This is a genomic window from Spiroplasma endosymbiont of Polydrusus pterygomalis (assembly GCF_964030635.1).
Classification (GTDB): Bacteria; Bacillota_I; Bacilli_A; order Mycoplasmatales; family Mycoplasmataceae; genus Spiroplasma.
This window is the reverse complement of sequence record NZ_OZ034909.1, coordinates 961,037-985,625: the sequence shown is the minus strand read 5'-3', so window position 1 is coordinate 985,625 and position 24,589 is coordinate 961,037. Positions and strand designations below refer to the sequence as shown.

The window sequence follows — 24,589 nt, the reverse complement described above, 5'->3', positions numbered from 1 at the left end:
TATTATGGCAACAATTAATTTGCCGCAAGTACATTTTACATTACAAGGTAATACAACAGGTCAAAAAGCCTATGTTGATATGGTTAACGCTATGCTAAGAGGACCATTAATGAATGAGCATGCAAGTATTATGCAATATGCAACTGCAACAGCAGAACAAGTTGCTTGATTACCTAATGCAGGACAAGCGTTATATAATTTAACTCATCGTGTGGTATGACAAGATGATTATGCGTTACCAAATGGTGGGGCAACTCAAACTATGGGATTAACAAGAATTCCGGTGCCTATTAATAAAAGATTTAATTTAAAATTAATGAATGAAGCATTTGATTTAGCAATGATAGAACAAAATATTAAAAATGGTATTATTGCTGATGCTATTGCTAGTGTTGTACAGAATAAATTTGTTAATTTAGAATGTGAATTAATTCAGGGGATTTATGATTATTGTTTAGCAGATGGTCAATATGAAGTAATTCCATTTCGTGGTTATACAGCAGATAATGCTGATGATGCAAATAAAGCATTCTTTACATTAAATGAAACTTTGATTGAATTAACAAATCAAATTAGTAATTTATATTTTGGTTTACCAACCGATAAAATGTTTATGGTTTTAGGACGAAGATCCTATTTAGGATTAACACCTGCTTATTTAAAAGTAATTGGTTCACAAGCTCAATTAAAAGCAATGGTTAACGGTGAATTATATGAAAATACCGCAATGGGTATTCCGGTATCAAAAAGTTTTCATTTAGAAAAAACATATACAAAAGGACAAGTTAACCGAGATAAAGGTTATAATTTTACTAATATAAATGGTTTACTTATTAATAAACAAGTATGAGCATATCCAATTAATATGGATACTATTCAACAAGTTTTAGATAATGATACTGCTAACCCTAAATGAATTGGTAAAGTACAATATGCAACACCAACAATTTTATATCCAAAAACATGTAAGATTATTTTAGAAAAAGAACCAACACAAGAAGAAATAAATACTGCTAAAAGTAATTTAAATAAAACATTTAGAGTGCCGGTTGATTATGAAATTTATACACCAATAAATACAACAAAATCTAATGTAATTTTAACACCAGATGTTGCTAAAATAGATATTAGTAAAATAAATAAATTAGATAAACCAATCATTAATTTACCAGATCCCAAAGATGTTAGTGATGGATGATTAAAACCACAATTTAAAGACGTTGTTTTAAAAGCAGTTAAAACTGTAGATAGTTCTTTAACTGAAAATGATTTTGATTATTCTATTAATCCTAAAGGTGAAGACTGACCAATTGATATTACAAATGATAAAATTGTTGAAGTTTTAATTGAAGGTAAAAACAAAGCAACTGGTAAAACAAAGTCAATTGAAGTAGTAATTAAAAATTCTTAATAAACAATGAATTTATTAATATTACGAATTTTAACTTTATTAACAGAAAATTTAGGAAATAAACCTTTAATAAATAAGTTTGTTAATTTAATTAATAAGGTTAATAAGTTTGCTTCATATTATGCTAATCCTTTTCAAAAGATTACAAATAAAATTGAAGATATTTATCAATGATTAAATCCATTTACTTATTTAAATTTAATTAAAAAAGGTCATAAAAAAGAAATTCAACAAATATTAAGTAAATTAGAAAAAGATAACAATATTAAAAATAGAGAACAATTTAAAAAAGAAAATTATCTAAACACTAATTGACAACCTTTAAATAGTAGTTGGCTTAATAGTGGTATGTTTAATATAACAAATAAGTTAACTTTAACAGGTAATTTAACTATTTTAATATATACAAAAACAGCAAAACACCCGAAGTTTTATGGTCCATATGTTTATCCTAGTGTTCCAGTTGAAATTTGAAAATTATTAAGTAATGCTGTGTCTAATGCAGGAACTTTATTTTGGCGTTATTGATTAAGAAAATGATTACCTAGTCATTTAAGAGATTATATTAAAAAAAGATTACCAAAAGAATTAAAAGAAAAATACCCAAAAGGAAATATTAAATTAACATTACCACATATTCAAAAATTACAACAAATTAAAACGTTTATTAATAATTTAAAGATTGGACACTTTAATTTCAATTTTGCTGGTGAAATTAATAATAAAAAATGGTATCGAGAGCGAAAAAGCGATGTTAAAAATATTAAGAATTTATATAAAACACCAGTTAAAAGTATGTTTTATAAAACTAATCAAACTATTAAAAAAATTAAAAAAGTACAAAGAAAAGTTAATAGTTATAAAATATCTAATTTAAGAAATAAATATCGAAATCAATTAAGGGGTGTATTATATGGAAAGTAATTTAAATAATTTGTTATTTATAACAGTTGAAGATGTTAAAAAAAGTAAACTTTGACAACCTATTAATGATCGTAAGCAATCTGCTTATAATGATAATTTAATTTATAATGCTATCTTAAAAACTAGTTTATGAATGGATAGATTATCAGGTGGGACAATTTCAGATAAGATTAATAAAAAAGATTTATTTCCATGAGTAAAAAAAGATAATACAGGTTTAATTGAATATGATAAATGATTAAGTTATATTCAATCTGCTTGTTTATTAGCAGTTATGAATTGATATTTGCCAAAAGGAGTTAATGATTTAACTGGTAGTGCTTCATTTTCACAAGGTGGAGTTGCTTATTCACAAACTAATGACCCTGAAGCAAATGAAAATATTACTAGAGATGTTAAAAATGCTTTAAAATTAGCTGGTGAAATAATTGATATTATATCTAGTAAAACAGTTACGAGACCATATAATTATCATTTAGGGAATTATGCTCATCCTTGAGAAGAAGAATATAAATATATTACGAAAAAAACATTTTATGACAGTTTATTATTTTATTTAAAAGAACGCGTTCAAACTGATAACACTATTAATATTACTCATCCAACAATTATCGATTATAGTAAAATTGATTATAATGAATATATTAAACTTGTTGTTCCGTTTGATAATGATAGCATTTATTATGAAAATGGTGTTTGAAAAACAAATATTTCAGATTGAGAAATTGTTGATACCAGTGATTTAGATAATACAAGGTTTGATTATGAAATACAAAATTGAAACAAAGAAAATTATAAATACAATATTTGAATTAAAACAAGTAATCAAAATCATTATTATTTATCAACATACAAAAATTTTGAGGGAAAAATAACTGTTGGTTCATTTGAATTAGGAAACGTTTTTTCTCATCGTGTAGAATTAGAAGGTGATGGAATTATTGCTATACGTACTGGTGGGACAGATGGAACACTTTCTGATTTACACATTGAAAGAAAAAAAGTAAGTTAGAAAGGGGTTTAATTAATGAAGCAAGATAAAACAACTTGATTAAAGGGTGCATTACCTTGAAATTGATTTAAAAAAGACCCTATTCCAACTTATAATTGAACCCATAAAGATATTAGAGAATGAGAAAGAAAATATAAAATTAGGAGTTGAGTAGTTAGTTTTTATACTTTAATATTTTTAGCATTAAATTGTTGATTGGAATATGGAATGATTGATGCAATTAAAGGAAAAATTGATTGATATAATTATGGTCAATATTGAGGCAATGGGATTGCCATTTTATTAACACCTTTATTTACCCATGGAATTCAAGGTATATTTGTTGCTAGTAGTAAACCCAAAGTAGATATGAAAATTGATATTCCACGATTAAAAGTTTCTAAAATGGGATTATTATTTACAACTTTACCTTTGATTACTTTAATTATTTCTTTAATTATTATTGGAATTGATAAATCAAAATGAAAAAAAGACCATTTAAGACATTGTTTAGATTGTCGGATTAATCCGCGCGTTATTCAACCAAGAATAGCAAAACAATGAAATAATTTAGATGGTATAACAGAAGAAATATTTAAAAATATACAAAACGAAAATATTAAAAAACAAAAACAAGAAGAAAATAACAAAAAATTAAATATAAATAATAATTATGAAACTAATAATTAAATTTTATTAAAATAGACTATATATAGGGGTGGTAGATATTTTTGGGTGGTTATATAGCTTAATTTATAAATTATTTTGTTCTGAAAGAATGGATGGCCACTGTTTAAGTAAGGATAAGAAAGGAAGCAAAAAAATGAATGAAACATTAATGATTGCTTTACTTGTGTTAGCTGGCGCTGGTGGAATGGGTAGTATTGGCATTCTTGGATTATCTGCTAAAAAAATTAAAAAATATAAAGCAGAACTTAGAGAATTAAGAACTGCTGTTATTGCCCACGAAAAACATTTACGAGGACCTGATTATGCAACAGAATTAGCCCTTAAAACAGGTCAAATTAAAAATGTTAAAAAACAAGTTAAAGTAAACGACAAAAAACAAGCACAAAAAGATGCTATTAGACAACTAACAAATAGTATTTAAAAAAATAACCAATTAAGGTTATTTTTTATTTTTCTTTGTTGTGACTTATATAAAAATTAATAAGATATTCTATTCGTTGTGAATAAGTATCAAAGTTAGATAATTTATTTCAAACTTTTTCTTCATTTTCATTTAAGTAAATATTAACATTTCGAATTTTACAAGAATAATATTTTCCTGTTTTTTGATTATATGATTTTTTCATAATATTAAACCTCATAATTAGCAATAATAATTGCATCTCGTAAATGATTACTTATTTTCTCATTATTATATTTTCAACCTTTACCATATTGATAAATTAAATTACTATCTTTATCAAATTTTCATATACAACTGTCATTATATTTACTTAAATTTTCCATATTTTTAACAATTGATTTAGTGTGTTTTGGTGATACTCAATTAATATTGTGTACTTTTTTTGTATTGTATTTAACTGTTCCAATTACTTTTAATAAATCATCCCTATCTTTACTTGCATTAGCAGATGTATATAAACAATCTTCAATATTAATAATTGCATCTGGTCTTAATACATCTAAAATAATATCGGGTTGTGTAATTCAATCATAATGTGTATATTCGGATTTATCAATTAATTTATTATCTTTAAAAGTAACGATAGCAGTAGTACCAGTCCCTGATGGGTCAATACCTATTTTTATCAAGTTGCTCATTCTTCATCATTATTATTAACTGTTGGTACTACATTAGAGATATCTTCTTCTTTAACTACATTATTGTTTGTATCCGCTATTTCTATATAAGATGAGGTATTTATATTGTTTGATAAGGGTTCATCGCTCATATGCCCCTTATTTTTGGCGACAGTAATATCATTAAAAGGTATATAATCAAAATTACCATCTTCTTTAATTTCTTTTTCATCTAAATCAATGTCAGTAATATCTACACCTAATTCTTGGGCTAATTTACGATATAATTTTGCTTCAACCATTTCTTTTGGTCATTTATTTCAAGGCGAATATTCACTATTTCCACTTGGACTACTATTTTTTAAACGGTCAATATCGGCTTTTCTTAATAAAATTCCTTTTGTTTCACCAGTTAAACGATTAATTCCAAAAGCATAAGCACCAATAATATTTTCATATTGACTGGTATTTGTCATAAAATCTATTTCATGTAATTTTGGTTTTTGTAAATCGGTATCTCATACAAATTTTTCACTTTTATAAATAATTCCTCGTTTTAACATTCAATTTTCTTGTTCCATTCTTTTTTGAAACACACTACTATCAATAATAGTTGTTAATTTATTTTTAAATGGAATAATATTAAAATCTTTTCCGAATATTAAACCTTTATTACTTAAATTAATAATTCCTAAGGCTGTAATTTTTCCATTATCAGCATTACCCACTAAATTCATATAACTTTGATTATTTTTTAATTTTAGTTCTTGTAAAGAAATTAAATTTTCTTGTAAATATTTAGCATTAACATTTAATTCATATGCTTTAACTGCTGTTGCTACTAATTCTTTTATTCCCATTTGATTATTCATAATTATTTCTCTCCTTTATTTATTTTGAATTTAATTCCATTAACACCAATAGTATTAATGTTTTTATTACTATCTCATTGTTTTTTAATTTCGTTTTTAACAATTTGTTCATCAACAATTAAATAATTTTTAATTAAATTAATAAGTTCTAATTTATCAGCATTTTGTAAAAAATCATCATTAACACCCAAAATATCAATATCTTTAATTAATATTTTTTCTTTCCGAAATTTACTAGTAGTTTTTTCTAAATCTTGTTCTATTTTTGCTACATCTTCCATAACACGAACTTGTTCATCTTCAATTTGGTCCATGTCTAACCCCATATCAGGCGTTAAGTTATTAGCATATTCAACCCTATTTTCTTGTTCTTGTTTTTTAGTTTGAATAAACTGTTGTTGTTTTAAGTATTGAACTTGTATTAGGCTATTTTTAATTTCAATTTTATTATTTTGAAGTACTTTTTCTAAATTAATAATATTAACTCTAATTCGATTTAATTCATCTTTAAAATCTTTTATTAATTCTAATGGTTCTCTAAAAACAAAATCAATTTTACTAATAGCACTGGGTATATCTTTTAAATGTATATCTTGATAACCATTTAATGCATAATGATTAAGATGACGATAGATAAACTCTGCTAATTCTTTACCGTGATTATCAATTCAATTTTTAATCGGTAATGCTTTTAAACTTAATTCTTTAAAATCATTACCTTTTAAATAAAATGGATAGGTAATATTTTTAATTTGATTATTTAACTTTAAATCTGCCATAATTAAATTTCCTCCAAATTCATATCCATAATTAAATTATCAATATATTCGTAAGCAGTCTCTTCTGAACAACATTCTTCTAATGCGATATTAAATAAATCTTCTTCGCTATAAACATAACCACTTTCATCTTTTCACATATTATTCATAATTTATCACTTCGTAGTCTGCTTCTTCATCTTCTAAATAATCATCTATTAAACCTTTAACCTCATCAATTTCATATCATTTTAAATTTAAATCAAAATCTTTTGGCAATGAAATATTACCTACATGTCGCTCTTCATTACCAAATTTAAGATATAAATTTAATTCTCAACTCATATCATAGTCACTATCAATTTGTGCATAAATAATATCTTTATTACTAATTTTTAATGCGTTATTATTAATTCATTTTTCATTTAAGTAATCACTAATACAATATGACATTTTCTTATTCCTCCTAATTATTTTTATTGTTTAATGCTAAATGTTCATCCGTAATATCTTCTTGCGATACTGAATAACTTTTAAGCATTAATTCATTCAATTTATTTTCTTTATTGCATTCTTTATGAAAACAATAACCTCAATATCTTTTTTTAAGACAAATTTTATTTAACTTTTTCATATAAAAATCCTAAATTATTTGATTGATTTTTTTCTCAATTTGTAATATTTTTCAACCATCTGATGCTAAATCTAAAATATCGTTAATTTTGTAATGTTGCATATAAGAAGCAATAACATCTCATTTATCTTCAAATAAATTTAAGTACATTTTTGCTCATTCTAAACACTGTAAATCATAATGATTTTTATGATGAGAAATACGACAATTAACAGGTTGACAATTCACTCAATCAAATAATGTTGTTATTTCATTTCAAGTTTTATTAATATACAAACTTTTATATTCCATTATATTTCCTCCTATTTTTAATTTGCTGGCACTCACTCCCAAGTGAAAGTTCCAAAGCGAGAATTAGTTATATAAGTATTTATCTATTTATTTACTACGCCATCCGCTTCACTAGGGGTGAGCGGTGGCGATAATATATTTAATATTTGTTTATTATTAGATAATAGACAGTTGTTTTTATGAGGTAAAGCCAGAGAATTCTCTCTCTTCATCCGCACCATTTCAGGTCAAAACGTTCAGTTTTTAAAATAAATTCACTTGCACCTTGAAGAGCCTGGTGCTGGCGTTGTGGTTTGTAGAACCGCTGCCATCCTCGATGGGACAATATATATCGCAAATTTATTTATAAAGTGGCCATCTCTATTTTTATTGTCGTTCGATGTTGACCTTGCACTTATCACGACTATCGCTTAGTTTAAATATAACCAGCGCCGATTTACATATTTCCTCATACACTATTTCAGTACTTGCCTCGGCTGGCTGTGGAAATGAGCTTAAACTCATGTTCTTATGGAAGCACTTAGTTATTTAAAATAACCGTCCCACACTGCATTAAGTTGTTTTATAAAATCAAAGTTTAAAATAACCAGTTTCTCAATCAAAGATAATTTTTGAATTTTCTATTTTTTGATAAAATCGCTTTTGTTTCTTATCTTTTGTACGATTTAATAAATCTTTGTGTTTATCACAAGTTCATAAAACTTTATTTGATAAAAATTCTTCGGTAATGAATGATATTGATTTATAGCAATTATCAACATCACAGATTGTTTGTTGCGTATTAATTTCCATTACTTACTCCTTTCTTTGATATTAAGTTTTTTTATTTATTAGCCAAATTAATTAACTAAAACAGAGAAAGGACAACACCTTAAATTAGGAGAAAAAAAAGGTACACTTTGTAATGATTTATAAGATATTTAATAAATGTGTAAACAACTTTAAGTTAACGAAAAAGTTGCGATAAAAAGTTTCTATTTTAAGAATTTAAGATGCTGCCCTTTCTCTGAATTAATTAATAATTATGGGTTTACAAATAAAAAAACAACCCTTTTTATTTAACAAGAGTTGTTTTTTGGAGGTTCATCGTACACGATGCCATTTTATTTCATTCATTAATATTAATGTCTAATTTTAATTGATCACGAGCTAAAAATTTATAGTATTTTTCAATTTCATTATATTGATTGTGCGATTCATGTTTAACTGTTGTATGATCAGAATTAATTCATCAAAGTATCCCTGTTATAGCAATTGCTAAGCCCGCAATCACCAATGATAAACCTAAAGTTTCGAGAGATAAAGCTGTGGCAGCACTAGCTTCTGCTCCAATAACCGCTCCTTCGGTCGCTATAACTGCAGTTCCTTCTGCCGCTGATATAGTTTCGGCCGCCGTTAAACCTTCTGATAAAAGAGGTGTCATTTCAATAGATTCGCCCGTTGACCCAATAGCGCCGCCACTCACTGAACCACTAACAGTTATTTTTGCCCCTGCTGGAATTATTGCAGCACCAATAGCTGATGTTCCAATTGTTTTCAGTTTATCTTTAAAAATCTTTTTGTCATTTTCAGATAATGATTGAAAATGATTATTTATTTCGTTTAATTTTTGCTGTTTTTCTTCTTTTGAAAGAGCGTTATATTTATTTATTGCTTTTTTAGTTGTTGTTTGTAAATTTTCAATATTTGTATTTATTGTTTTATTTACAGATGTACTGGTATCAGTAGTAGATTGACTTGGGTTTTTTGGCAAAGCAAAATTATAATGGTTTCCGTCAACATGAAATATCTGTATGTTATTACTTGCGTTTTGATTAACCGGCCGATAAGAACCACCGTTGTTTACAATAATATTAGAATTTAAAAAATTACTTATTGCTGCTATTTCTGGTGTGCCACCCCATGTTGACAACTCTCTCATTCCTTGTAAATAATTATCAATATTAGCATCATTTCTTTCGATTCTAATAAGATCTCTAAATGTTAATTCACTATCACGAGTTGTAAATGTATCTAAACGCGATCTCATATAATCAACAACGCGATTACGAAATAAAGTTTGTACTAATCTTTGGGCAGTTTCATCTTGATATCATGATTGATTATTATAATTATTTTCTAAATTATAATTTTGTAATAATTTTTGAATATGTGGCAGCTTATCTAATCATGATTCATTAAATAATTGAATAAATCTTGCTCTAAATTCTTCATCATTATCTATAACTGGTAATAAATAATCGGTTGCTACTGATCAAAATAAACAACTACCATCCGCCGGAACATCATACATAGCATTTTGTTGTCTTTGATTAGGATTTTGACCTAGTGCGACACTAGGTCATTGGCGATCGCCAAAAGAAACATTTGAATTACTATTATTGCCAAATTTAGGAGATTGATTTAAAAAGCCACTTTTAAACCCACCAAAACCTAATTCATTTTTTTTATTTTGTACATTGATTGTAACTTTTTCTTTGTCATTTGTTTTTAATTATAAAAGTTTTTGCAGTTGATTTTGAAAATCTATTAAATCTTTATTTAATTTTTCTTGTTTTTTATCTTTTAATAGCATATTTTTACAAATACTTATTTTTTTATTTAATTCATTAAAGTTTTTTAAAAGATTTATTATTTCTGTTTTTTTCATTTTTTTTGCAAAATCTAAAGGGTCATCTCCATTATTATTTTGATAATTTGGATTAGCACCGTTATCTAGTAATAATTTTACAGCATCAAGATTACCATTTTGTGCTGCAATATGTAAAGGTATATTACCATCTTTATCTGTTGCTTTGACATTAGCGCCATAAGAAAGTAATAATTTAATAAAATTAATTTGATTTTTTTGTACTGCAAAATGTAACGGTGTAAAATTACTCATCTTTTTATTTGATTCATTAATATTAATTTTATCTTTACTATTTTGATTTGTAACTAATTCATTAAAAATATCTACATTATTACTACTTAATGCACTAATTAATGGTGTTAAATCAAAATTATAATTTTTTGCATTAACATCGGCGCCATGATCAAGCGATAATTTAACAATGATTAAATATTCTCTATCTATTGCAACATGTAAAAGAGTTAAACCATTGTTATTTCTTGCATTGACATCAGCACCATGAGAAAGTAATAATTTTACTATATCAATATCACCATAAAATGTTGCAGTGTATAAAGCTGATGAATTATATTTACCTTTTTCATTAACATTAATACCATTGGCTAGTAATAATTTTATTATGTCAATTTTATTGTTGGATATTGAAACTTGCAAAAATGTTAATTCATTATTATTTATATTAATAAGTTCTGGTTTTTTTGTAATTATTAATTTAAGCAAATCTAAATTGCCCTCTACAATTACTGATCTTATTAAATTATAATTATTATTTGTATTTATAAAATTTATTACACTAGGAATAATTTTTTTATCTCATGTTTTTAAAAATTTAATTTCGTTTTCATTTTGTAAAAATAAATTTTCAATATATTTTAAAATTACATCTGATAATTTTATGTATTCTTCATTTTTAGAATTTTTAATTATAGTCTCAATTTTAGGTTTAACATTTTCTCAATTTTGACTTTGTATTGATGATTTTTTAAATATTTCGTTTAAATCTTTATTATTTTCACTTATAAAAAATAAAACAATAATATGGTTATTTAATTGTTCAAAAATTTTTTTTCGTTTTTCTTCTAAATATTTACTTGACGTTATTCACCCGCCTATTAATTGTTCAGAATAGTCTTTTCATTGAATTTTATCATCATTTTTAGAATTAATAATATTTTGAATATTTTCTTGAATATTTTTAAATTCAACTTGTTTACTATCTTTTTCATAATTAAAGTATTTAAGATAAGAACCAAATCTCATTGCTTCACTTGTAATAAAAATCATTCTTACTAAATCATCTTTTGTTGTTTGATTTTGATTTTTATCATTATTAAATTTTGCTAAATTTGCAATTGCATTATTTAAAGTATCTCTTGAAATAATAATATCTTTTGCCCTATTTGGTTTGCCTTTTTCTTTTATTACAACATCTAATCCATTTTCTGAATATGCTCCTGTATAATTTAAATTAATTTTTTGACAATTATATTTTTCCGTTACTTTTGTATTTAACGTTTTAGTTTTTATTTCCTCGGTTTTTAAACTTTCACCACATAAAATAATAATTTTTTTATTTAAATAATTTAGTTCGTTATTATAATTTAATTTTTTATTATTTTTTTCTTTTTCTTTAAGTGGAATAATTTTATTTTTTTTCTGCAAATATTCTTTTACTTTTTCTTCATTAAATAAAAGTTTATTATCTTTTAAATTATTTAATTTATCTCTTAAATCATTAAGTTTTATGATTTCTTCTTTATTATTTTGTTTTATTTTTTCTAAAAGTTCATCATCAAAATAAAAATATTCATTATTTTCATTAATAAATCCTTGTAAATATAAATTATCTAAATTAATTATTAATTTTATTTTATTATTTTCTTTATTTTTTAAAGTTAAAACTAAAATTCTTATTTTATTTGCATCAAATTTTTTTAATTCTAAAATTTCATCTAATTTTTCAATAATTTTAATATTGTTTTCTCGTTCATTTCTTTTATCTTGTGTTTCAAAATAATCTGTTCTAACAATTCCTTCATTATTTATCATTCTTAACGGATCAAGTTGATTATTTTTAATAAGTTCTTGTAATATTTTTTGAATATTATGAGAATAATTTTCATTTAAAGTAATTTCTTTTTCAATAATGTCAACTTTACTATCTGAAGTTATTGAAAATTGAGATTGTTGCTCATCTTGCGTTTTTGGAGTAGTTGGGGTATTTTCGTTATTTTGTCTTTTTTTAATATTATGTTTTCGGTTAGGTGCTGTTGCAATAACTGATGGTATTGCATTTCCAGTTATCATAATTGTTCCTAATAATCCTAAAAGTTTTTTCATATGTGTGTATTTCCAATCTACAATCTTAAAAATTTTTAAAGATCTATTGACATTATATATATACAAGCACTTTTAGAACTATTTTAGAAATGTAGGAAAATTGGAGTAATTATTATATTTTTTGCATTACTTATTAAAATAATTAATATTATTTATTTTTTAACTTCTATTTATTTTATTTCTCATGCATAGGGAGATAACCATAGCTGTTTGTTTTAATAAAAATTAAGATAGTTAATAATATTAATTACCCACCCCCTTTACAAGATTATTATTAATCTTGTTTTTTTTATTAAAAATAAATTTGACAAATATTTAAAATAGAGTTAGTGTGTGAACAATATTAACTTTATAAAAGAAAAGAGGGCAAAATAAATGATAAATATTGATGATAATTTTTTTAACAATTCTATTAATTTTTTTGATAAACAAAGTATTGAAATTATTCAACAAAATTTAGAAGATTGTGATGAATGAATTTTTAAAAATTATAAAAATGATGAAACTTTAAAAGAATTTAAAGATTATAAAGTAAAAGAAATAAAACCAAGAACATTAACTATTTTAAATGGGAAAATAACTTTTAAAAGAAGAAAATATTATAAAATTAATCCAGAAACAGGCAAAGAAGAATATATTTTTCCTTTGGATAAGCTTTTAGGAATTGAAAAATGACAAAGAATAGATAATACTGTTAAAGAAAAAATATTATCATTTATTGGCAATAAAAAAACATATCAATATATTTTAGATACTATGGAACATGTAAAAATTTGTATAAAAACAATTTCAAATATTATGAAAAATGCAAAAACTGATAAAGAATATTATATTAATAAAACTGATAAAAAAATAAAGGTACCTCATACTTTATATATTCAAATTGATGGAACTTATTTAAAAATGTGAAATGAAAAGAAAAAATTAAAAGAAAAAATAAAAAAACATAGTATATTTTCAACTGTTCATACTGGATTTGATAAAGCAAAATCAACTAAAAAAAGACCTGTAATTGCAAATAAATTAGGTGTTATAGAACTAGATAATATTCCATAATATATTAAAAAAAATAGTAAATTAACTAATTTTGTTAGTAAATTACTTACATTAATTACAAGTTATTATGATATTAATGACAATATTGAATTTATGGTATTGGGTGATGGTGCACCTTGAATTAAAAATATTGCAAAATTTATTCAAGAATATTTCCCTAAAAATAAAGTACATTACACGATAGATAAATTTCATCTTGCAAGTAGATTTAAAAAATTATATCCTTATCAAAGTAAAAACAAGAAAAATAAAGAAACATATCATAAAGCAGTTGATTATTTTTTTAATGCTAAATATGAAGAATTATTAGAATGTTTAGAAAACAGCGCTTCTTTTATAAAAGAATCAAAAATGAAATTCTTAAAAGAGACAATTAGATTAATTAAAAATAATGAAGAAGGTGTCAGAAATCAAACATTATGAAATAATATTGGTTGTCATATTGAGGGCGATATATCACATTACTGTAAAGGTGTTTCGGTTAAAAAAGCAACTTATAATGAAAAAACTCTTAAAAATAAATTAAATACTAGTATGATAAATTTTAAAAATAAAATTAATTTATTTAATACTAATGAACCATTAGAAGAAAATAGAATTAATTATTCAGTTAATAATTTTGTAAATAATAGTTTACAATCAAACTTATATTTTTATTAATTTTATCTAATAAATTAAATAACTTTAATAAACATGTATTTTTGTAGTGGAAAAATTTAAAAAAATAGAAAAATATATTGACAATAAAATTAAAAGTAATATAATCTAGATAAGTAAGTGGTATAATTCCACAATTTCTAAGGTATTAATTAAAACCCTTAAATAATACATACAACCGAAAATATAGTAATGAGAAAATAAGTAATCATTTACGAGATGCAATTATTATTGCTAATTATTAGGGTTAATTATGAAACATTAATATAATCAAAAAACAGGAAAATATTATTCTTGCAAAATTCGAAATGTTAATGTTTACTTAAATGAAAATGAAGAAAAAGTTTGAAATAAATTAAATTTTGATACTTATTCACAACGAATAGAATATCTTATTAATTTTTATATAAGTCACAACAAAGAAAAATAAAAAATAACCTTAATTGGTTATGTGCACAGTTTCAGATAACTGAGAATTTTAATTAAAAAATGCTTTCATTTCATATTGAAGTGGTGGCATTTTTTAATTAAAATTCTCAGTTATCTGAAACTGTGCATTGCAGACGCAGTAGACTCAAAATATACCGAATAAATTCGTATCGGTTCGAAACCCGATCATGGGTACCATTTATAGTAAATAAATAATCGGTTGTTTAACCGATTATTTATTTACTATAAATGGCTACAACCTGTCCCGATAAAAATTCAATATTCCCCGTTGACCCAATAAATTCATTACTAATAGCATTCGGGGATAACTCTGCTAACTGAAATTGCTTAACATTATATTTTAAATTAGTAATTGTTACAGTTGCTGATTGCAAACTAAATAAGGAAAAATAACGATATGCCGGTTTAGCAAATACTTCATTCATCCCTGGTTTTAATAAATAAGCATAAGTATGATCATTGATAAAAATAATATTGTAATGATAAATAAAGTAAAAACAACTCAATTGTATATCGAACCGTTCACCTTGTGCAATAAAAACAATTTCTTGTGGTTCTAATTTAAGAACCTCCTGAAGGGCTAATTCCCCATCAAGATAATATCTTTCATTTCCGGAACTACTAAAACTTCTTTTGCCTTACTAGTAATTAACTTTGCTTCCAATGCTGTTAAACTATCTTGATCACAACAAAAAAATCAAAAGTATCAAAAGTTTTAATTAAATCTAACGCTCCCCGTTCAACCCCAATTTTATAATAATCTTGATAAGGCTGTAAAATGGAGGTTTGTTTCAGAGCAAACAATTACCACCTTATTTGCTTTCATCAGTCATTAATTCCTTTACACGGGTTGCTAAATCAGCGTGGCCAAATAAATAACTTCCGGCAACTAAAACATCAACCCCATATTGTTTACAAACCTTAGTCGTTTCAGCATTAATTCCACCATCAACTTCAATTAAAGTTTGCATCTTATTTTGGTCAAGATAATTTCGTAATGTTTTAATCTTGCTTGCGGCGGCGGTCGCTATAAAAGCTTGCCCCCCAAAACCAGGTTCAACAGTCATTATTAATACTAAATCAAGACTATTTAAATGCGGAATAAGTACATCAATTGGGGTCGCTGGTTTAACGGCTAACCCAATTTTTAATTTTAATTTTGCGCGTAAAGTTAAAAATTGGGTTAATTGCGATGGGGTTAATGCTTCATAATGCAACGTTATGGCTGAAGCTCCCGCTTGAATAAATGGCATTAAATAATTTTCAACACTATTATTTTTAATTTTAACCATTAAATGACAATCAAGAAATAAATCACTATAACTAGTAATATCAGCTAAAATTTTTGGACCAAAAGTTAAATTTGGTACAAAGTCACCATCCATTACATCAAAGTGAATTCATTGTGCTCCGGCTGCTTTAATAGCCGTTAATTCGTCTTTTAATATTAAATAATTTGCACTTAAAACACTCGGTGCAACAATATATTTTTTCATAATTATCTCTTTCTATTGTTCTTGCATAATTCGCACATAATCATTATAAAAAAACTGCGGAATAATATTTTCTTGCACTAAGGCTTTTATTTTACAATGAGGTTCATGTAAGTGTAAACAAGTTCGAAACTTACATTCACTAGCATACTGATTAAAAAAATGATACGCGCGGGCTAAACCGCTTTTTTCATAATCTCTTAAATCAAAGGTTGAAAAACCTGGCGTATCTGCAATCATCCCATGTAATAATTCATATAAGGCACTTGTTGTTGTTGTATGTTTCCCCCGCCCTAAGGCTTTTGAAATTTCTTGGGTTTTAATTATTTCCGCTTGTAATAAGGTATTTAATGTTGACGACTTGCCACTTCCCGTTTGACCAGTAAAAACTGAAATTTTATTTTGAAAAAGTTGTTCAAATTGTTGTCATGTTTTTTTGCCATCCTTTTTATTACTAATAAAATAAACCTCATACCCTAAGGCTGGATATCAATTAAAATATTTTTGATAAAGGTCCTCTGTTTGCACTAAGTCTTTCTTAGTGCAAACAATCACTGGTTTTAAACTTTTATATTCAATAAATGCTAAATATTTATTTAATAAATATGAATTAAAAGTTGGATCGGCCATTGCTGTAATAATAATAACTTGATCAACATTGGCAATTCGGGGGCGATATAATTCATTTTTTCGTGGTTTAATTTGATAAATAATTCCTTGATTGTCATTTTGGATTTCAAACTGAACATAGTCCCCAACAAGTGGTTTAATCTCTTGATGGCGAAATATTCCTTTTGCTTTACATGCATAAACCTGTTGGTCAGTATCATTTTTCACATAACAAAACTCGCTAACAATGCAAATAATCATTCCTGTTTGATGCATATTACTTTACCTTGGTAAAAACAACCAAAGGCAAACCATCGCAATAATAAAACCAACAAACAAGAAACTAAACCATCAGGCAACCTTAATTTTTAAAAACCATGGGTAAGAATAATAGCGATCATACAGTTTATGCGACTTCCCTTTTACAGCAATTAAATTAGATAATTTTAATGGTTTATCATTTTTGTGTTCAATTGCTTCAACTGATTGTAAACTAGCATTAAACTCCGTAACCGTTTGAAAACGTTCACTGGGGTCTTTGGCAATTGCTTTTAAAATAACATTTTCCAAACTTTGTGGTAACATTGGATTCACTAAGCGCGGACGTAATGGTAATTCTTTAATATGTTTCACCGCAACAAATGTTGGATTTTTCCCAACAAACGGCGCTGTTCCAATTGCTAACTCATATAACATAATTCCTAATGCATAAATATCACTGCGTTTAGTGGCTGGTTTTGAATGAACAATTTCAGGAGCCATATATTTTGAGGTTCCAATAACCTTGCTGCTTTCTAAATCTTCACTATTTTCTAAAATTGCTACTCCAAAATCAGCAACTTTGATTTTCCCATCATATGAAATTAAAATATTTTCTGATTTAATATCCCGGTGAATAATATCATTTTGGTGTGCTTCTGTAATTGCTAAATTAATTTCATCAAAAAAATATAATAATTCTTTAACAGTACACGGTCCTAACGTTAATAAACGGTCTTTTAAAGTATAACCTTTCACTAATTCTAAAACTAAACAATGACGGTCATATGCTTCAAATGAACCATAAATCTTAACAACATTATTATGGGAAAATTGTGCAATTGAATTGTATTCTTTATTAAAACGCTCCACTGCTTCTTTATTCTTTGATAAAGTTAACGTCATAATTTTAATTGCAACAGGGCGTTTTAATAACATATCGTACCCTTCAAAAACTTCAGCCATTCCACCATCAGCAATTTTAGCTAAAATCTGATATCGATTATGTAAAATCGTTCCAATTGTGATTTGTTCCATTTTCTCCACCCTTTTACTTTATTATTTCAACTTGTAAACATCATAACACAAAAAAACACGAAGAAAAAACAACAATAAAAAATAACAGGGCTTTAATCTGTTATTTCAAAGATTGCGTTGCCAAAGTTGGGGAAAATAAAAAAGAAAGTTTTCAGTATAATTAAGTTTGAAAAAAATTAGAAAGAAAACTATCCTATGAATATTATAACTAGAATCCAAGAGTTTTTAAACGAAAATAATAACTCTTTTATTGATTTAATTAATGAAATTAGCCCCAATATCCCTATTACAGCACTATAGACTGCACCTCAAAAAGTAAGTAAAGAAAAAAAGTCTTTGCTAAACTTTAGACTGCACCCAAAAAAGTAAGTAAATAAAAAAAGTCTTTGCTAAACTTTTAAAGGAGGTGCATTTTTATATGGCAAGAAAAGGACAAAAATTTAATAAATATACAGCAGATTTTCGAAAAAGGATAGGACAAGAGGTTAAAAATAATAGTATAAGTTTTATTGCAAAAAAATATGCAATTAATAAAAAAACTGTTGCTTAATGGTATGAAAATTTTAAGAAAGGAATTTTAAACACCAATAAAGGTCCAAAAGAATCATTTGAAAAAAGAGATTTAAACTATTACAAAGTTAGGTATGAATTACTAAAAAAGCTTCATGACTTTTACAATTAAATAAAAGAAAAATTGTATTTTTTATCAAAGAAAACCTTAATAAATATCCACTAAATTTATTACTTGATATAACAGATTTAAAGCGTAGTTATTGAGATAAATATAAAAATTATTCAAGTAATGGTAAGGATAGCGAATCATTAAAAAATATTGTAAAAGTCTATGAAGAAAATTTGAAACAATTTGGTTATCGTCGAATTACCAAATATTTAAAAGAAGATTATGGCATTGTTTATAATGCTAAGAAAGTATTACGAATTATGAAAGAAAATAATATTCAAGCTGAATATGTAAAGCGTATGCGTAGAAAAATATTAATAAAACAAAATAGAAATAAAAATATAATTAAATATCCTGATTTAGTAAATCGTAATTTTAATGATATTAAAGAAAGATTTTCAATTTTATTTACTGATGTAACTTATTTAATTTGAAATGGTAAAAAACATTATCAATCAACAATAATTGATGGATATACTAAAGAAATTATTGATGTAAAATGATCAAAATTTAATAATAACAAACTTGTAATTGATAATTTAAATGCTGCAATTAATAAAATTAAAAAAATAAAAAAAGATCTAAATAAAACAATAATTCATTCAGATCACGGATATCAATATACATCTAAAGATTATAATAGTAAATGTTTAGATAACAAAATTATAATTTCAATGGGTAAAAATTATCATTGTGCAGACAACATTATTATTGAAAGTTTTCATTCATTACTTAAAAAAGGAACAATCCATAATAAAAATTATAAATCTCATAATGAATATATTAATGATGTTAAAAAATGAAATAAATGATATTCAAACCAAAAAGAAAAAGATATAATAAATAAAAGTTTGTAAACCTTTTTATCAATAATTACTAAACAGGGTGCAGTCTACAGGCACAGTCTATTTCTATACTCAAAAGTTATTTTTCTTAGTTAGAAAACTTGCTGAAAGTAATGTTTTTGGCTAAAAAGGTATACATTTGCTGGAAAATTGGGTAAGATAATATAAACCTAAATTTATAAAAGGTTTATTAGAAGAGGTGTAATTATGTCAAAAAAAGAACTAGCAGAACAAATTGCAGGACAATTTACTGATTTATCAAAATCACGTGCTGAAGAAATTACAAATTTTATTTTTGATAAAATTAAAGAAACTTTAGTAAAAGAAGATGAAGTATCAATTGCAGGATTTGGTAAATTTGTTGTAAATAAAAGAGCAACAAGAGATGGAAGAAATCCAGCAACGGGGGAAACAATCAAGATTCCAGCTTCTAAAGCAGCTAAATTTAAACCAGCTAAACAATTAAAAGATGCATTAAAACTAATTAACAATTAGGAAAGATTTAATTGTTATGTTAAATAGTTTATTTAACAAAGGCAGTATTAATAAGTGACGCTTTTTGTTAAGTCATTATAAATTAATAAATTTATCAGAAGAACAGTTAGTATTAATCATGTTGATTATGAACTGTTCTTCTTCTGATAAAAGGTTTATTACGCCGTTAGAGATTGCAAATCATTCTAATTTTACCGAAGCACAAGCAAAACAAATGTTAGATCAGTTGAAACAAGATGATTTCATTGATATTAAGATGAAAAAAGATGTTTTGGAAATGGATTTATCACCAATTTTTAATAAAATTATTATTTCACTTGAAAACTTACAGTTAAATGTTGAGAAAAAGATTTTATTTGACCAAGTAAATGAAATTTTACAACAACCTCTTAATGATCACGAAAAAGCTACCTTAAATAATTATTTAGAAAATAAAATTTCTGATTTTCAATTAACCTTAATTATTAATAGTCATCAAGAAACAAAAATAACTTTTAAAGAATTATTGAAATTTATTGATAATTACCTTAAAAATAAACCAAAATCATTAACTAAATATAATTGATTAATTGATTAAGGATTGTTTCAAAATCAAGAAAATTAGGAAGAGTAGACTGCACCCTGTTTAGTAAGTATTAATAAAAAGGTTTACAAACTTTTATTTATTATGCTGAATTATACTTGTAAGTGCAAGTAAATAAAATTGCAAAAAATCTCATATAAAAATTTTATGATGCTAAGTTTATTTTAGAAAAAATAAAGCAAGGAGTTTTTATATGGGATATAAACATCTTGGCATAGATGAAAGAATTTATATTGAGAATCAATTGAAGTTTAAAATAAAAATTAGTGAAATAGCTAAAAATCTTAATCGAAGTATTAGTACTATTATTCGAGAAGTTAATAGAAATAAAGATAATAATCATTATTTTTCATTAATTGCACAAAATAAAGCAGAAAATAGAAAACAATCACATATTTATTTTCATAAGTTTAAAAATAGAGAATTAGTAAAATATGTACAACAAAAATTATTATTAGGTTGATCACCCGAACAAATTTATGGCAGAATTAAAAATTTTCATAAAGAATGAATTATTAGTTTTAAAACAATTTACAATTGAATTTATTCTGGATTACTTGAAAAAGTTACTAATAAAAATTTAAGAAGAAAAGGTAAGAAACTAAAATATCAAGAAAATCGGGGTAAATTTAATGGTAAATCAATTAAAGAACGAAATGCTAATGTTAATAATCGCGTAACTCTTGGTCATTGAGAAGGTGATACCGTAGTATCATCACGAGGTAAAAGTAAATCATGTTTAATAACTTTAGTTGAAAGAACATCAAGATTTACTTTAGCAATATTAGTTGAAAATAGAACTACTAAAGTTATTAACGAAAATATTAGCCATTATTTATCAATTCTTCCAAATAATCTTGTTAAGACTATAACATTTGATCGTGGTAAAGAATTTGCTAATTGACAACAACTTGAAAAAAATTTAAATGTGAAAATTTATTTTGCTAATGCATATTCACCCTGACAAAGAGGTACTAATGAAAATACTAATGGTTTAATTAGAGAAAAATTTCCTAAAAAATTTAATTTTTCAAATACTACTAAAAATGCAGTTCATAAATTTATATTGTCTTTAAACCAAAGACCAAGAAAAATACTAAATTATCTTTCGCCAATCGAATATTTGGTTAGAAAAATAATTTAGTTGCACTTAACTTTACAATTTGGCATAAAAACTAACTACTAAACTACGAATTTTATATTTTCTTTCTCAATCTCTAATATCTTTATGAGTTCAATTATAAGTTGGAATAGAATTTTTTTTAAATCAATTTCAAGGTAAGGCACCCTTTAATCAAGTTGTTTTATCTTGCTTCATTAATTAAAATCCTTTCTAAATTATTTTTTTTCTTTGAATATATAATGCTTGCATTTTTGCAGGTGTTCCGTATTGATTTTTATATGATATAATTTTTCCTTGTGAAAATGATAAACAAAAATATAATCCATCATTTGTTTCAATTGGAACTTTAACAGAAAATGGAAACTTAGGATGTGTTGTAAGCACCCCCCCATATCCACCATCTGGATTATTTTCATTATTTTGAACAAAAATTTGATAACTATAATTATTTTCATCATAATTTTTAATATCATAACAATCACTAGTATCTGATATAAAATCACTAGTATTCACAATTTCTCAATCATTATCAGTATTAATAGATATATCACCATTACCTAATAATGAATTCCCATTAATAGTTTTAATATTTGTTCTAGACTGCACCCAAAAAAGTAAGTAAAGAAAAAAAGTCTTTGCTAAACTTTTAAAGGAGGTGCATTTTTATATGGCAAGAAAAGGACAAAAATTTAATAAATATACAGCAGATTTTCGAAAAAGGATAGGACAAGAGGTTAAAAATAATAGTATAAGTTTTATTGCAAAAAAATATGCAATTAATAAAAAAACTGTTGCTTCATGGTATGAAAATTTTAAGAAAGGAATTTTAAACACCAATAAAGGTCCAAAAGAATCATTTGAAAAAAGAGATTTAAACTATTACAAAGTTAGGTATGAATTACTAAAAAAGCTTCATGACTTTTACAATTAAATAAAAGAAAAATTGTATTTTTTATCAAAGAAAACATTAATAAATATCCACTAAATTTATTACTTGATGTAACAGATTTAAAGCGTAGTTATTGAGATAAATATAAAAATTATTCAAGTACTGGTAAGGATAGTGAACCATTAAAGAATATTGTAAAAGTCTATGAAGAAAATTTAAAACAATTTGGTTATCGTCGAATTACCAAATATTTAAAAGAAGATTATGGCATTGTTTATAATGCTAAGAAAGTATTACGAATTATGAAAGAAAATAATATTCAAGCTGAATATGTAAAGCGTATGCGTAGAAAAATATTAATAAAACAAAATAGAAATAAAAATATAATTAAATATCCTGATTTAGTAAATCGTAATTTTAATGATATTAAAGAAAGATTTTCAATTTTATTTACTGATTTAACTTATTTAATTTGAAATGGTAAAAAACATTATCAATCAACAATAATTGATGGATATACTAAAGAAATTATTGATGTAAAATGATCAAAATTTAATAATAACAAACTTGTAATTGATAATTTAAATGCTGCAATTAATAAAATGGCATTGTGTAGATACAAGCTCCAAATTTGTATCTCTTGTTAAATTGATAATAACATTATTTAAAATAAATGCAACTATTTTTTAAAAAAAATAAATTATTTATAAATTGTTATTATTTTGAACATATTTTGACACACTAAAAAATAATTTATTAAATTTAATTAATAAAAATTTACTTAATATTTTGTAAAAATATTTCTTTTGCACTTACTCAGTTTAAACACGGTCGAAGTTTATCATTTATAACATCAACTACTCAATCTATTTTTTGTTGACTAACATTATTAAAATCAGTTCCTTTTTTAAATCAATGTCTAAATTCACCATTCATATATTCAATTAATGGTTTTTGTTGTGGTGAAGCAGGGTCACAAAAATAAACTTGTGTTTCAGCAAATATTTCCATTTCTCTTCATTTACTAAATTCTTTCCCACGGTCTGTTATTATTCCTTTCATTTTACCCATTAAATTATTACTTACAATCATATCTTTAAATTTTGTTAAAACCTCATTAGCGGTATTATTTTTTAATTTCATTACAAAGTAATTTTTACTTGATTGTTCTACTAAAACTAAACAACTAGATTGATGGTCTTTTCCAACTACGGTATCCATTTCAAATCAGCCAACATTAGATTGCTTATTTTCAATATCTAATATTGATTTAAAATTATTTAATTTACCACGATTATCATATTCCCCCTTTTTCTTATATTTTTTACCATGATGGCGTAAATTTTGTTTATTTAAACCGAATAATTTTAAGTCAATTCATTTATAAAAAGTTTTAACACAAGCAGGAAATTTAACACCAAACTTTATAAAATATCGATGAATAATTTGTGCTGGTGAATTATGAAGAATATTAAATCGTAAATTTAGTCATTCTTTTTGTTCTTCTGTGAATTTGGGGGGCTTTTTAATAGATTTTTTTCGTTTTTTTAAATAATCATTATGTGCTTTACCAACATCATAATCTTCTATATTTTTAAATCTATTAATTTCTCTTTTAACAGTATTAATATCTCTTCCCGTTTGCCTTGATATTTCAGATAAATTAATCGTTCCATTTTTCTTTTTGCAACTATCAGATAACAATAAATCCTTAATAAATCTTCGTTCGTCAAATTTTACATGTGTATAATCTTGCATATATTTGTACATCCATTTCTTTTGTTTAAA

At 24.8% G+C, this 24,589-nt stretch carries 32 protein-coding genes and 1 pseudogene; 15 read left to right on the top strand and 18 right to left on the bottom strand.

The window, feature by feature from the left end; genetic code table 4:
- Positions 1-4 precede the first annotated feature (4 nt).
- The 5 genes from ACQH23_RS06385 to ACQH23_RS06365 all read left to right on the top strand — a co-directional run bounded on the left by ACQH23_RS06385 (position 5) and on the right by ACQH23_RS06365 (position 4,437).
- Positions 5-1,411, top strand: a complete 1,407-nt coding sequence (locus ACQH23_RS06385; protein ID WP_425377677.1) for a hypothetical protein — start codon at positions 5-7, stop codon at positions 1,409-1,411.
- 6 nt (positions 1,412-1,417) lie between these two features.
- Positions 1,418-2,335 (top strand): hypothetical protein, encoded by a 918-nt coding sequence (locus tag ACQH23_RS06380; RefSeq protein ID WP_425377676.1) that lies wholly within the window; start codon positions 1,418-1,420, stop codon positions 2,333-2,335.
- On the top strand, positions 2,325-3,347 hold the full coding sequence (locus ACQH23_RS06375; protein ID WP_425377675.1) for a hypothetical protein: 1,023 nt from the start codon (positions 2,325-2,327) through the stop codon (positions 3,345-3,347). Before ACQH23_RS06380 ends, ACQH23_RS06375 begins: the two co-directional genes overlap by 11 nt.
- Positions 3,348-3,362: 15 nt before the next feature.
- Positions 3,363-4,016 carry a hypothetical protein gene (locus ACQH23_RS06370; protein ID WP_425377674.1) on the top strand — a complete coding sequence of 218 codons (654 nt, stop codon included), beginning with the start codon at positions 3,363-3,365 and terminating at the stop codon, positions 4,014-4,016.
- An 88-nt stretch (positions 4,017-4,104) separates the two neighbouring features.
- The gene (locus tag ACQH23_RS06365; protein ID WP_425377673.1) at positions 4,105-4,437 is read left to right on the top strand and encodes a hypothetical protein; all 333 of its coding nucleotides are present in this window, start codon (positions 4,105-4,107) and stop codon (positions 4,435-4,437) included.
- Positions 4,438-4,462: 25 nt separating this feature from the next.
- Here the strand turns inward: ACQH23_RS06365 and ACQH23_RS06360 are convergent, their stop codons facing one another.
- The 11 genes from ACQH23_RS06360 to ACQH23_RS06310 form a co-directional block, all read right to left on the bottom strand.
- Positions 4,463-4,642 carry a hypothetical protein gene (locus ACQH23_RS06360; protein ID WP_425377672.1) on the bottom strand — a complete coding sequence of 60 codons (180 nt, stop codon included), beginning with the start codon at positions 4,640-4,642 and terminating at the stop codon, positions 4,463-4,465.
- Between the two features lie 4 nt (positions 4,643-4,646).
- Complete coding sequence (locus tag ACQH23_RS06355; protein ID WP_425377671.1) at positions 4,647-5,117, bottom strand: hypothetical protein; 471 nt, start codon at positions 5,115-5,117, stop codon at positions 4,647-4,649.
- Positions 5,102-5,968, bottom strand: a complete 867-nt coding sequence (locus tag ACQH23_RS06350; RefSeq protein ID WP_425377637.1) for a recombinase RecT — start codon at positions 5,966-5,968, stop codon at positions 5,102-5,104. Before ACQH23_RS06350 ends, ACQH23_RS06355 begins: the two co-directional genes overlap by 16 nt.
- A gap of 2 nt (positions 5,969-5,970) precedes the next feature.
- Positions 5,971-6,747, bottom strand: coding sequence for a hypothetical protein (locus tag ACQH23_RS06345; protein ID WP_425377636.1), 777 nt, complete (start codon positions 6,745-6,747; stop codon positions 5,971-5,973).
- A gap of 2 nt (positions 6,748-6,749) precedes the next feature.
- On the bottom strand, positions 6,750-6,896 hold the full coding sequence (locus ACQH23_RS06340) for a hypothetical protein (RefSeq protein ID WP_425377635.1): 147 nt from the start codon (positions 6,894-6,896) through the stop codon (positions 6,750-6,752).
- Entirely contained in the window at positions 6,889-7,179 is a 291-nt protein-coding gene (locus ACQH23_RS06335; RefSeq protein ID WP_425377634.1) for a hypothetical protein, read from the bottom strand. Before ACQH23_RS06335 ends, ACQH23_RS06340 begins: the two co-directional genes overlap by 8 nt.
- 13 nt (positions 7,180-7,192) lie before the next feature.
- On the bottom strand, positions 7,193-7,360 hold the full coding sequence (locus ACQH23_RS06330; protein WP_425377670.1) for a hypothetical protein: 168 nt from the start codon (positions 7,358-7,360) through the stop codon (positions 7,193-7,195).
- Positions 7,361-7,369: 9 nt separating this feature from the next.
- Positions 7,370-7,687, bottom strand: coding sequence for a hypothetical protein (locus ACQH23_RS06325; protein ID WP_425377632.1), 318 nt, complete (start codon positions 7,685-7,687; stop codon positions 7,370-7,372).
- Positions 7,688-8,203: 516 nt separating this feature from the next.
- A complete protein-coding gene (locus ACQH23_RS06320) occupies positions 8,204-8,443 on the bottom strand; it encodes a hypothetical protein (RefSeq protein ID WP_338955090.1) in 240 nt (79 codons plus the stop codon).
- A gap of 262 nt (positions 8,444-8,705) precedes the next feature.
- Positions 8,706-9,944, bottom strand: coding sequence for an OTU domain-containing protein (locus ACQH23_RS06315; protein WP_425377669.1), 1,239 nt, complete (start codon positions 9,942-9,944; stop codon positions 8,706-8,708).
- Positions 9,945-10,145: 201 nt separating this feature from the next.
- Positions 10,146-12,623, bottom strand: coding sequence for an ankyrin repeat domain-containing protein (locus tag ACQH23_RS06310; RefSeq protein ID WP_425377668.1), 2,478 nt, complete (start codon positions 12,621-12,623; stop codon positions 10,146-10,148).
- Between the two features lie 375 nt (positions 12,624-12,998).
- Between ACQH23_RS06310 and ACQH23_RS06305 the strand changes: the two genes are divergently transcribed.
- Positions 12,999-13,679 carry a UPF0236 family transposase-like protein gene (locus tag ACQH23_RS06305; protein ID WP_425377667.1) on the top strand — a complete coding sequence of 227 codons (681 nt, stop codon included), beginning with the start codon at positions 12,999-13,001 and terminating at the stop codon, positions 13,677-13,679.
- Between the two features lie 99 nt (positions 13,680-13,778).
- Entirely contained in the window at positions 13,779-14,339 is a 561-nt protein-coding gene (locus tag ACQH23_RS06300) for a UPF0236 family transposase-like protein (protein WP_425377666.1), read from the top strand.
- Between the two features lie 662 nt (positions 14,340-15,001).
- On the opposite strand, the gene ACQH23_RS06295 is transcribed toward ACQH23_RS06300, so the two are convergent.
- The 4 genes from ACQH23_RS06295 to ACQH23_RS06280 all read right to left on the bottom strand — a co-directional run bounded on the left by ACQH23_RS06295 (position 15,002) and on the right by ACQH23_RS06280 (position 18,184).
- Positions 15,002-15,292 (bottom strand): hypothetical protein, encoded by a 291-nt coding sequence (locus ACQH23_RS06295; RefSeq protein ID WP_425377665.1) that lies wholly within the window; start codon positions 15,290-15,292, stop codon positions 15,002-15,004.
- A gap of 306 nt (positions 15,293-15,598) precedes the next feature.
- Positions 15,599-16,282 carry a ribulose-phosphate 3-epimerase gene (gene rpe / locus ACQH23_RS06290; protein ID WP_425377664.1) on the bottom strand — a complete coding sequence of 228 codons (684 nt, stop codon included), beginning with the start codon at positions 16,280-16,282 and terminating at the stop codon, positions 15,599-15,601.
- Between the two features lie 12 nt (positions 16,283-16,294).
- The gene (gene rsgA / locus ACQH23_RS06285; RefSeq protein WP_425377663.1) at positions 16,295-17,116 is read right to left on the bottom strand and encodes a ribosome small subunit-dependent GTPase A; all 822 of its coding nucleotides are present in this window, start codon (positions 17,114-17,116) and stop codon (positions 16,295-16,297) included.
- Positions 17,117-17,170: 54 nt separating this feature from the next.
- Positions 17,171-18,184: a protein kinase domain-containing protein gene (locus ACQH23_RS06280; protein ID WP_425377662.1), complete on the bottom strand. Its 1,014-nt coding sequence runs from the start codon at positions 18,182-18,184 to the stop codon at positions 17,171-17,173.
- Between the two features lie 418 nt (positions 18,185-18,602).
- Between ACQH23_RS06280 and ACQH23_RS06275 the strand changes: the two genes are divergently transcribed.
- From ACQH23_RS06275 to ACQH23_RS06255, 5 genes are all read left to right on the top strand, one after another.
- The gene (locus ACQH23_RS06275; protein WP_425377661.1) at positions 18,603-18,734 is read left to right on the top strand and encodes a hypothetical protein; all 132 of its coding nucleotides are present in this window, start codon (positions 18,603-18,605) and stop codon (positions 18,732-18,734) included.
- A 305-nt stretch (positions 18,735-19,039) separates the two neighbouring features.
- Positions 19,040-19,723, top strand: coding sequence for an IS3 family transposase (locus ACQH23_RS06270; RefSeq protein ID WP_425377660.1), 684 nt, complete (start codon positions 19,040-19,042; stop codon positions 19,721-19,723).
- 195 nt (positions 19,724-19,918) lie between these two features.
- Complete coding sequence (locus ACQH23_RS06265) at positions 19,919-20,206, top strand: HU family DNA-binding protein (protein WP_425377659.1); 288 nt, start codon at positions 19,919-19,921, stop codon at positions 20,204-20,206.
- 16 nt (positions 20,207-20,222) lie between these two features.
- Complete coding sequence (locus tag ACQH23_RS06260; protein WP_425377658.1) at positions 20,223-20,783, top strand: DnaD family protein; 561 nt, start codon at positions 20,223-20,225, stop codon at positions 20,781-20,783.
- Positions 20,784-20,982: 199 nt separating this feature from the next.
- Positions 20,983-21,933, top strand: a complete 951-nt coding sequence (locus ACQH23_RS06255; protein ID WP_425377657.1) for an IS30 family transposase — start codon at positions 20,983-20,985, stop codon at positions 21,931-21,933.
- Between the two features lie 12 nt (positions 21,934-21,945).
- Here the strand turns inward: ACQH23_RS06255 and ACQH23_RS06250 are convergent, their stop codons facing one another.
- Positions 21,946-22,107 carry a hypothetical protein gene (locus tag ACQH23_RS06250; protein WP_425377656.1) on the bottom strand — a complete coding sequence of 54 codons (162 nt, stop codon included), beginning with the start codon at positions 22,105-22,107 and terminating at the stop codon, positions 21,946-21,948.
- Between the two features lie 15 nt (positions 22,108-22,122).
- A complete protein-coding gene (locus ACQH23_RS06245) occupies positions 22,123-22,518 on the bottom strand; it encodes a hypothetical protein (RefSeq protein WP_425377655.1) in 396 nt (131 codons plus the stop codon).
- A 61-nt stretch (positions 22,519-22,579) separates the two neighbouring features.
- Between ACQH23_RS06245 and ACQH23_RS06240 the strand changes: the two genes are divergently transcribed.
- The 3 genes and pseudogenes from ACQH23_RS06240 (at position 22,580) to ACQH23_RS06230 (ending at position 23,448) form a co-directional block, all read left to right on the top strand.
- The gene (locus ACQH23_RS06240) at positions 22,580-22,843 is read left to right on the top strand and encodes a hypothetical protein (protein WP_425377654.1); all 264 of its coding nucleotides are present in this window, start codon (positions 22,580-22,582) and stop codon (positions 22,841-22,843) included.
- Positions 22,810-23,082 (top strand): annotated as a pseudogene (locus ACQH23_RS06235) (hypothetical protein); the annotation flags it as partial. The gene ACQH23_RS06240 and the pseudogene ACQH23_RS06235, both read left to right, overlap by 34 nt.
- 21 nt (positions 23,083-23,103) lie before the next feature.
- A complete protein-coding gene (locus ACQH23_RS06230; protein WP_425377653.1) occupies positions 23,104-23,448 on the top strand; it encodes a hypothetical protein in 345 nt (114 codons plus the stop codon).
- Positions 23,449-23,578: 130 nt separating this feature from the next.
- Here the strand turns inward: ACQH23_RS06230 and ACQH23_RS06225 are convergent, their stop codons facing one another.
- Complete coding sequence (locus tag ACQH23_RS06225) at positions 23,579-24,559, bottom strand: IS30 family transposase (RefSeq protein WP_425377652.1); 981 nt, start codon at positions 24,557-24,559, stop codon at positions 23,579-23,581.
- Between the last annotated feature and the right edge of the window lie 30 nt (positions 24,560-24,589).